This is a genomic window from Streptomyces geranii, from assembly GCF_002954775.1.
GTDB classification, from domain to species: Bacteria; Actinomycetota; Actinomycetes; order Streptomycetales; family Streptomycetaceae; genus Streptomyces; species Streptomyces geranii.
Genome location: NZ_PJME01000058.1, coordinates 45,401 through 54,385, shown reverse-complemented (window position 1 = coordinate 54,385; position 8,985 = coordinate 45,401). Strand labels below are relative to the sequence as shown.

Annotated in this window: 7 protein-coding genes; 2 read left to right on the top strand and 5 right to left on the bottom strand. The window is 68.6% G+C overall.

Translation table 11 applies throughout. The features are described from left to right. Positions 1–126: 126 nt before the first annotated feature. The 3 genes from ispG to dxr form a co-directional block, all read right to left on the bottom strand. Positions 127–1,284 carry a flavodoxin-dependent (E)-4-hydroxy-3-methylbut-2-enyl-diphosphate synthase gene (gene ispG, locus CW359_RS39105; protein ID WP_105974985.1) on the bottom strand — a complete coding sequence of 386 codons (1,158 nt, stop codon included), beginning with the start codon at positions 1,282–1,284 and terminating at the stop codon, positions 127–129. Positions 1,285–1,497: 213 nt separating this feature from the next. Further along, entirely contained in the window at positions 1,498–2,790 is a 1,293-nt protein-coding gene (locus CW359_RS39100) for a M50 family metallopeptidase (RefSeq protein WP_198655553.1), read from the bottom strand. Between the two features lie 8 nt (positions 2,791–2,798). Further along, positions 2,799–4,064, bottom strand: a complete 1,266-nt coding sequence (dxr, locus tag CW359_RS39095; RefSeq protein ID WP_105974983.1) for a 1-deoxy-D-xylulose-5-phosphate reductoisomerase — start codon at positions 4,062–4,064, stop codon at positions 2,799–2,801. Between the two features lie 166 nt (positions 4,065–4,230). Between dxr and CW359_RS39090 the strand changes: the two genes are divergently transcribed. Then, positions 4,231–4,683 (top strand): lamin tail domain-containing protein, encoded by a 453-nt coding sequence (locus tag CW359_RS39090; RefSeq protein WP_105974982.1) that lies wholly within the window; start codon positions 4,231–4,233, stop codon positions 4,681–4,683. A gap of 134 nt (positions 4,684–4,817) precedes the next feature. Here the strand turns inward: CW359_RS39090 and CW359_RS39085 are convergent, their stop codons facing one another. Next, entirely contained in the window at positions 4,818–6,773 is a 1,956-nt protein-coding gene (locus CW359_RS39085; RefSeq protein WP_105974981.1) for an acyl-CoA dehydrogenase family protein, read from the bottom strand. 110 nt (positions 6,774–6,883) lie between these two features. Beyond that, positions 6,884–7,693 carry a GH12 family glycosyl hydrolase domain-containing protein gene (locus tag CW359_RS39080; RefSeq protein WP_105974980.1) on the bottom strand — a complete coding sequence of 270 codons (810 nt, stop codon included), beginning with the start codon at positions 7,691–7,693 and terminating at the stop codon, positions 6,884–6,886. 255 nt (positions 7,694–7,948) lie between these two features. Between CW359_RS39080 and CW359_RS39075 the strand changes: the two genes are divergently transcribed. Beyond that, positions 7,949–8,962: a LacI family DNA-binding transcriptional regulator gene (locus tag CW359_RS39075; RefSeq protein ID WP_105974979.1), complete on the top strand. Its 1,014-nt coding sequence runs from the start codon at positions 7,949–7,951 to the stop codon at positions 8,960–8,962. Positions 8,963–8,985: the final 23 nt, after the last annotated feature.

The following is an 8,985-nucleotide window of genomic DNA, read 5'->3' as shown; positions in this document are numbered from 1 at the left end:
CCACCCCAGGCACCCGCATCTCAGCCCGTCCGGCGTTTGAGGACGAGCGCGTTCAGCGCGACAGGCGGGGGTCTGGGGGCGCAGCCCCCAGAAGGATGGGAACGGGTAGGGGCGGCGGGGGCGAGATCAGCCCGCTACCGACACCGACGGTTCGCCCGACGCGATTCCGTCCGCCTCCATCTGCTCGGCGATCTTCATCGCCTCCTCGATCAGCGTCTCCACGATCTTCGACTCGGGCACCGTCTTGATGACCTCGCCCTTCACGAAGATCTGGCCCTTGCCGTTGCCCGAGGCGACGCCCAGGTCCGCTTCCCGCGCCTCGCCCGGGCCGTTCACCACGCAGCCCATGACCGCGACGCGCAGCGGGACCTCCATGCCCTCCAGGCCCGCCGTGACCTCCTCGGCCAGCTTGTAGACGTCGACCTGGGCGCGTCCGCAGGACGGGCAGGAGACGATCTCCAGGCCTCGCTGGCGGAGGTTCAGGGACTCCAGGATCTGGTTGCCGACCTTGATCTCCTCGACCGGCGGCGCCGAGAGCGAGACGCGGATCGTGTCGCCGATGCCCTCGCTCAGGAGCGCTCCGAAGGCCACCGCCGACTTGATCGTGCCCTGGAAGGCGGGGCCCGCCTCCGTCACGCCCAGGTGGAGCGGGTAGTCGCAGGCCGCCGCGAGCTGGCGGTAGGCGTTCACCATGACCACCGGGTCGTTGTGCTTCACCGAGATCTTGATGTCCCGGAAGTCGTGCTCCTCGAAGAGGGACGCCTCCCACAGGGCCGACTCGACGAGCGCCTCCGGGGTCGCCTTGCCGTACTTCTGGAGCAGCCTGCGGTCCAGCGAGCCCGCGTTCACGCCGATGCGGATCGGCGTGCCGTGGTCCTTCGCGGCCCGCGCGATCTCCTTGACCTGGTCGTCGAACTGCTTGATGTTGCCCGGGTTCACCCGCACCGCCGCGCAGCCCGCCTCGATCGCGGCGAACACGTACTTCGGCTGGAAGTGGATGTCGGCGATCACCGGGATCTGCGACTTGCGCGCGATCGTCGCCAGCGCGTCCGCGTCGTCCTGCGTCGGGCACGCCACCCGCACGATCTGGCAGCCGGAAGCCGTCAGCTCGGCGATCTGCTGGAGCGTGGCCCCGATGTCCGACGTACGCGTCGTCGTCATCGACTGCACCGAGACCGGCGCGTCTCCGCCAACGGCCACCGAACCGACCTGGATCTGCCGGCTCTTCCGGCGTTCGGCGAGCTTGGTCGGAACGGACGGCATGCCGAGAGAAATCGCAGTCATCTGCTGTGCAACCCCAAGTTGTGGTTCAAGGTCCGGTCCCGGGAACGGCGGGCTCCGGCCTTCGAGATTACGGCACCGGCCCAGGCCCGAGCACATCCCGCACCTAAACCCACTCATTGGGGAACGGCCGGGCACCGTGGGACCTCCCACGGTGCCCGGCCGTCACGAACTCGTCGCGAACTCGTCGAGAACTTTCCCGGAAACCCCGGGTGGCTATGAGATGCGCACCGGGTTGACCACATCCGCCACCAGCACCAGCAGCGTGAAGCAGATGAAGATGCCCGCCACCACATAGGCCACCGGCATCAGCTTCGCCACGTCGAACGGACCCGGGTCCGGCCGCTTCAGCACCTTCGCCGTGTTCCGGCGCAGCGCCTCCCACAGCGCCCCCGCGACATGGCCGCCGTCGAGCGGCAGCAGCGGGAGCATGTTGAAGAGGAAGAGAGACAGGTTGAAGCCCGCTACCAGCATCAATGCCATTGCCAACTGCTGGGTCGGCGGGATGTCCAGGGTGAAGATCTCGCCGCCCACCCGGGCCGCGCCGACCACGCCCATCGGGGAGTCCGCCGCGCGTTCACCGCCGTCGAAGGCCGCGTTCCACAGGGCGGGGATCTTGCCGGGCAGGCTCGCGATGGAGTCGACGGCCTCGCCCATCCGGTCGCCCATCCAGGTCACCGAGTCGCCGAAGTCCTGGCGGACGATGCCGGTGGCCGCGCTGAAGCCGAGGAAGCCGGCCGTGACGTACTGGCCCTGGACGATCTGGCCGCTGGAGTCCTTCTTGGCGACCTGGTTCGTGGCGATCTTCGCGTTCAGCGTGAGCTGCTCGCCCTTGCGTTCGACGACGATCGCGACGTCCTTGCCGGGGTTGGCGCGGATCTCGTCCGAGAGCTTGTTCCAGCTGTCGACCTGGACCCCGCCGAAGGAGAGGATCTTGTCGCCCGCCTTGAGGCCGGCCGCGGCGGCCGGGGAGGCCGCGTCGGTCTTGCGGCAGTCGTCGCGGCCCTCGCTCTGGGCGATGACGCACTTGGAGACCGAGCTGACGCTGGTGGTCTGCTGCGAGACGCCGAAGCCCATCAGGACGACGAGGAACAGGGCCGCCGCGAGGATGAGGTTCATGAAGGGGCCCGCGAACATCACGATGACCCGTTTCCACGGCTTACGGGTGTAGAACAGGCGCTTCTCGTCGCCCGGCAGCAGCTCCTCGAAGGACTGGGCGCGCGCGTCCTCGATCATCACGCGCCAGGGGGAGGTCGAGCGGGCCTCGATCCGGCCGTCCGGGCCGGGCGGGAACATCCCGATCATGCGGATGTAGCCGCCGAACGGGATCGCCTTGATGCCGTACTCGGTCTCACCCTTCTTGCGCGACCAGATCGTCGGGCCGAAGCCGACCATGTACTGCGGTACGCGGATGCCGAAGAGCTTCGCGGTGGAGAGATGCCCCAGCTCGTGCCAGGCGATCGACACCAGCAGGCCGATCACGAAGACGACTATGCCGAGGATCATCATCAGTGTCGTCATGCACGGGCCTCCGCCATTGTCTTCGCCTGTTCTGTCAGTTCCCGGGTCCTCGACCGCGCCCAGGACTCCGCCTCAAGGACGTCCGCGACGGTCAGGGAAGTTCCCGTACGAGGTGTGCCGTGTTCCTCGACCACCCGGGTCACGGTCTCCATGATCCCGTTGAAGGGCAGTGCGCCGCCGCGGAACGCCTCCACGCACTCCTCGTTCGCCGCATTGAACACCGCGGGGGCCGTGCCCGCGAGCTGCCCCACGTGGCGGGCGAGGCCGACCGAGGGGAACGCCTCGGTGTCGAGCGGGAAGAACTCCCACGTCGACGCCTTGCTCCAGTCGAACGCGGGTGCCGCGTCTGGTACGCGCTCGGGCCAGCCGAGGCCGATCGCGATGGGGCCGCGCATGTCGGGGGGCGTGGCCTGCGCCAGTGTCGATCCGTCCGTGAACTCAACCATCGAGTGGACATACGACTGCGGGTGCACGACCACCTCAATGCGGTCGAAGGGAATGTCGTAGAGAAGGTGGGCCTCGATCACCTCCAGGCCCTTGTTGACGAGGGTCGCGGAGTTGATCGTGATCACCGGGCCCATCGCCCAGGTGGGGTGCGCGAGGGCGTCCTCGACCGTCACGTCGGCCAGCTGGGCCTTCGTACGGCCGCGGAAGGGGCCGCCGGAGGCCGTCACCACGAGCTTGCGCACATCGGCGCGGGTGCCGGCGGCCAGTGCCTGGAACAGGGCCGCGTGCTCGGAGTCGACCGGGATGATCTGGCCCGGCTTGGCAAGGGCCTTGACCAGCGGGCCGCCGACGATCAGCGACTCCTTGTTGGCGAGCGCGAGCGTGCGGCCCGCCTCCAGGGCGGCGAGGGTGGGGGCGAGGCCGATGGAGCCGGTGATGCCGTTCAGCACCGTGTGGCAGGCCGAGGCCGCCAGGTGGGTGGCCGCCTCCGGTCCGGCGAGGATCTCGGGGAGCGGCTCCCCGGCGCCGTACCGCCCGCTCAGCGCCTCGCGCAGGGGTCGTACGGCGTCCTCGCGGGCGACCGCGACCGTGCGGACGCCCAGCCGGTGCGCCTGCTCGGCGAGGAGTTCGACCCGGCCGCCCGCGGCGGAGAGCCCGGTGACCCGGAAGCGGTCCGGGTTGCGCAGCACGAGGTCGATGGCCTGGGTGCCGATCGACCCGGTGGAACCGAGGATCACCACGTCCCGCGGAGCGTCTCCGGCGACGGGGTCGAAGACGAGGTGCGGGTCTGCGAGGGGGGCTGGACTGTCGGTCATCTCTCCATTGTGGCCGCAACCACTGACAGTGAGGACAGTGCGTCCCCCGAGTGAGTGTCCATATGCGAAATCGATCTACAGATCATGTGATATCACTTCTGGCCTGGCCGGTGGACGACCGGCCAGTCGTGGACTCAGTCGTGAACGAAATCCTGGGGGGATCTCGATGCGCATCCGACGTACAGCCCTGCCCGCGCTCGCGGGCGCGGTCGCGCTGACCGGCGCGGTTCTCAGCACTCCGGCCGAGGCGGCCGGGGGTGTGGTCATCAAGCACGTGTGGTTCGACAGTCCGGGCTCGGACAACGGCTCCAACGCGTCCCTGAACGGGGAGTGGGTGGAGATCAAGAACACCAGCTCGGCGTCCATATCGCTCAAGGGCTGGATCCTGAAGGACGTCGCCAATCACAAGTACACCTTCGCCAATCTGAAGATCGGCGCGGGCAAGACGATGAAGATCCGTACCGGCAAGGGGACGGACACGGCGGCGACCAAGTTCCAGAAGCGGGGCTGGTACGTCTGGAACAACACCAGCGACACGGCGATCCTGACGAGAGCGAACGGGTCGAAGGTGGACGACTGCAAGTGGACGACCAGCGATCCGAGCGACAAGAAGTGCTGAGCGCTCCGCTGGGTGGGGCGTTCGGCAGGTGGTTCGGTAGGTAGTTCGTCGGCTGCCGGTCTGTGGGGGCTTGTCGCGCAGTTCCCCGCGCCCCTTGGGGGGGGCGGGGAACCGTTAGTCGATAGCGATGGACGTCAGTGGATGGGGCGGTGGACGTTCTCGCCCTTCGCCCGGCCCGGGGTCGCGTCCGCGATCCAGGGGCCCTCGCCCGAGAGGTCGACTACGCCCTCCTCCAGCCAGGTGTACGTGCCGGCGAGGACGCCCTTGACCACCGCGCGGTCGACGTCGTCGGTGTTGGTCCACAGGCGGCCGAAGAGTTCCTCGACGCGGACGCGGGCCTGACGGCAGAAGGCGTCGGCGAGTTGGTAGGCCTCGCGGCCGTTCTCGCCCTGGGCGCGCAGGAGTTCGGCGCGTACGCAGGCCGCGCTCATCGCGAACAGTTCGGCGCCGATGTCGACGATCCGGCCGAGGAAGCCCTGCTTGGTCTCCATCCGGCCCTGCCAGCGGGACATGGCGTAGAACGTCGAGCGGGCCAGCTTGCGGGCACTGCGTTCGACGTACCGGAGGTGCGGCGAGAGGTCGACCTCGTGCTTGAACTCCGCGTACGAACGCGGGAGTTGACCTGCGCCCGTGACCAGCTTCGGCAGCCACCTGGCGTAGAAGACCCCGGCGTTCGCGCCCGCCTTCGCCTTGTCCGAGAGGGACTTGTCGGGGTCGATCAGGTCGCCCGCGACCGACAGATGGGCGTCGACGGCCTCGCGCGCGATCAGCAGATGCATGATCTCCGTGGAGCCCTCGAAGATGCGGTTGATACGGAGGTCCCGCAGCACCTGTTCGGCGGGGACCGCCCGTTCACCGCGGGCGGCGAGCGACTCGGCGGTCTCGAAGCCGCGTCCGCCGCGGATCTGGACGAGTTCGTCGGCCATCAGCCAGGCCATCTCGGAGCCGTACAGCTTGGCGAGGGCGGCCTCGATGCGGATGTCGTTGCGGTTCTCGTCGGCCATCTGGGAGGACAGGTCGAGGACCGCTTCCAGGGCGAAGGTGGTGGCCGCGATGAAGCTGATCTTCGCGCCGACCGCCTCGTGCAGCGCGACCGGCTTGCCCCACTGCTCGCGTACGCCCGACCACTCCCGGGCGATCTTCAGGCACCACTTCCCGGCGCCGACGCACATCGCGGGCAGCGACAGGCGGCCCGTGTTCAGGGTCGTCAGGGCGATCTTGAGGCCCGCGCCCTCGGGGCCGATGCGGTTGGCGGCCGGGACGCGTACCTGGTGGAAGCGGGTGACGCCGTTCTCCAGGCCACGTAGGCCCATGAAGGCGTTGCGGTGTTCGACGGTGACGCCCTCGGAGGCGGTCTCGACGACGAACGCGGTGATCCCGCCCTTGTGGCCCTCGGACTTGGGGACGCGGGCCATGACGACCAGGAGGTCGGCGACGACGCCGTTGGTCGTCCAGAGTTTCACGCCGTCCAGGACGTAGTCGTCGCCGTCCGGTACCGCGCTGGTGGCGAGCCGGGCCGGGTCCGAGCCGACGTCCGGTTCGGTGAGGAGGAAGGCGGAGATGTCGGTGCGGGCGCAGCGCGGCAGGAACTCGTCCTTCTGTTCCTGGGTGCCGAAGAGCTTCAGCGGCTGCGGTACGCCGATCGACTGATGGGCGGAGAGCAGCGCGCCGAGCGCCGGGTTCGCGGAGCCGACCAGGGCGAGGGCCTTGTTGTAGTACACCTGGGTGAGGCCGAGGCCGCCGTACCTGGTGTCGATCTTCATGCCGAGGGCGCCCAGTTCCTTGAGGCCGTTGACGACCTCGTCGGGGATCCGCGCCTCGCGTTCGATGCGGGCCGCGTCGATCTTCGTCTCGCAGAAGTCGCGCAGGGCGGCGAGGAACTCCTCACCGCGCCGCGCGTCCTCGGTGGGCGGGAGCGGGTGCGGGTGGATGAGGTCGAGCCGGAAGCGGCCTAGGAACAGTTCCTTGGCGAAGCTGGGCTTTCGCCAGCCCTGTTCCCGGGCGGCCTCCGCCACCTCGCGGGCTTCCCGTTCGGTGACTGTGGGTTTGGCGGAGGGTTGGGCGGAGGGCTTGGCTGGGCTTGCGGTCATGAGGCTCACCTCGCCGCGAATCGGGATCTTGAGGACCGTACGTTACCGATCGGTGCTACTCGATCGTATGTACCCGATATCGGACGGTCCCACCAGCCCTCGCGCGTCCGTCAGCCGATGTCGACGGAATACGCCTTGGTGTCCAGGCGGCCCGTCCCCTTGAAGACCTCGGTGCCGGCCTCGATACCGGAGACGTACTTGTCGTTGGTGAGGAGCTTGCGGCGGACCAGGGCCTGGGTGAAGTCGTCCAGGTCGAGGGTGGCCTTGGTGGTGTTGGCGCGGCGGACGAAGGAGTGGACCTTCCAGCCGATGTCGCCCTCGTAGATGTCCCACATCGCGCCGCCGAGGCTGACGCTCGACGTCTTGGTGCCGAGGGGGCCCGCGCCGCCCTGGCGGTTGAGCCAGATCATGATCTCGTCGGTGGGCTGGTCCTGCCAGTCCGCGGTGTTCTTGCTGTGCAGCCACAGGTCGTAGGCGACGTTCATGACGCCCGGGTTCGAGCTGACCGTGAAGTCCCAGGTGGTCCGGACCGGCTTGCGGTCGCCGACGCGGATCGGCAGCTGGGTGGCGGCCTTGTCGGCCTTCCAGCCCCAGTGCCAGCCGAGGACCGTACTGGCGTACGTCTTGACGTCGTAGTCCTTGCCGGTGGCGCTGTTGGCCCAGTTGTAGTTCGTGCCCCAGGAAATGGTCGAGCCGGAGCGGGAGTTGTCCCAGACACACTGGGAGCCGACGGCCTTCTCCTGGTTCCAGAGGTTGTTGTTGACGTAGTACTTGCCGAGCGTGACGGTGTCGAATGCCCCGCACTTCTTGCTCGACTCGCCCGCCTGCGCGACGGTGACACCTGCCGCGGCGGCGAGGGCGACCAGGGCGGAGGCGAAGGTCTTCGCCTTCTTCGACAGGCGCGGTCTGCGGTGTTGCATGGGGGTCCTTCCGGACGACGATTCGCGGAGCACTCCCCAGTGGCCGCCGCGGGGTGGGAAAGTTGCCACGTTGGCCGGGAAAGATCCGAGAAGGACCGGCGGACGCCCCGAGAAACCTTGTCGAAGCGCTTCGACAACATATGGACACCCACCCCCGGTGGGGTTACTGTCGTTGCACCCTCACTCGCCGATATCCCTCACCGTTATCCGTTACGCGCACTGTCGAAGCGCTTCACACACCGCTTGGAGAGCTGGATGGTCACCCTCGCCGAGGTCGCCCAGCACGCCGGAGTCTCGGCGAGCACGGTGAGCTATGTCCTCAGCGGCAAGCGGTCCATCTCCGTGGGCACCCGGCAGCGGGTCGAGCAGAGCATCCAACAGCTCGGCTACCACCCGAACGCGGGCGCCCGGGCGCTGGCGAGCAACCGCTCCAACATCATCGCCCTGATGGTCCCGTTGCGTACGGACATGTACGTGCCGGTGATGATGGAGATCGCCATCGCGGTCGCCACCAACGCCCGCACGCACGGGTACGACGTCCTGCTGCTCACCGGCGAGGAGGGCCCCGACGCCGTGCGCCGCGTCACCGGCAGCGGGCTCGCCGACGCGATGATCCTGATGGACGTCGAACTCGACGACGAGCGGCTGCCGTTGCTGCGCGGCACGGACCAACCCTCCGTGCTCATCGGGCTTCCTGCCGCCACCGAGGGTCTGACCTGCGTCGACCTCGACTTCGCCGCCACGGGCGCGCTGTGTGCCGAGCACCTGGCGAAGCTCGGCCACCGCGACATCGCTGTCATCGGCGAGGCGCCCGCGGTCTACGAACGGCACACCGGTTTCGCCGAGCGCACGCTCGACGGACTCCGGTCCCGCTCACGGGAGTTGGGGGTGCGGGTGCTGCACCGGCCGTGCGAGGGCGGGTTCGACGCGATGACGGTGACACTGGCCCGGATCTTCGACGAACGGCCGGGCACCACGGGGTTCGTCGTGCAGAACGAGTCGGCGGTGGAACCGCTGCTCGCGCTGTTGCGCCAGCAGGGGCGGGCGGTGCCGGAGGACGTGTCGGTCATCGCCGTCTGCCCGGACCAGGTCGCCACCCAGGCCTCGGTGCGGCTGACGTCCGTCGCCATTCCCGCGCAGGAGATGGGGCGGCGGGCGGTGGAGCTGCTGATCGCAAAGCTCGACGGGCACGGGGGCGACGAAGTCGCGCTGCTCGCACCCGAGTTGACGGTACGGGCGAGTACGGGCCCGGCTCCGGTCACTTCCTGAGCACGGTCACTTCTGAGTACGGC

Bases quoted from the DNA above. Each gene is read 5' to 3' on its own strand.
- ispG (WP_105974985.1), bottom strand. From the start codon at position 1,284: ATGACTGCGATTTCTCTCGGCATGCCGTCCGTTCCGACCAAGCTCGCC.
- CW359_RS39100 (WP_198655553.1), bottom strand. From the start codon at position 2,790: ATGATGATCCTCGGCATAGTCGTCTTCGTGATCGGCCTGCTGGTGTCG.
- dxr (WP_105974983.1), bottom strand. From the start codon at position 4,064: ATGACCGACAGTCCAGCCCCCCTCGCAGACCCGCACCTCGTCTTCGAC.
- CW359_RS39090 (WP_105974982.1), top strand. From the start codon at position 4,231: ATGCGCATCCGACGTACAGCCCTGCCCGCGCTCGCGGGCGCGGTCGCG.
- CW359_RS39085 (WP_105974981.1), bottom strand. From the start codon at position 6,773: ATGACCGCAAGCCCAGCCAAGCCCTCCGCCCAACCCTCCGCCAAACCC.
- CW359_RS39080 (WP_105974980.1), bottom strand. From the start codon at position 7,693: ATGCAACACCGCAGACCGCGCCTGTCGAAGAAGGCGAAGACCTTCGCC.
- CW359_RS39075 (WP_105974979.1), top strand. From the start codon at position 7,949: ATGGTCACCCTCGCCGAGGTCGCCCAGCACGCCGGAGTCTCGGCGAGC.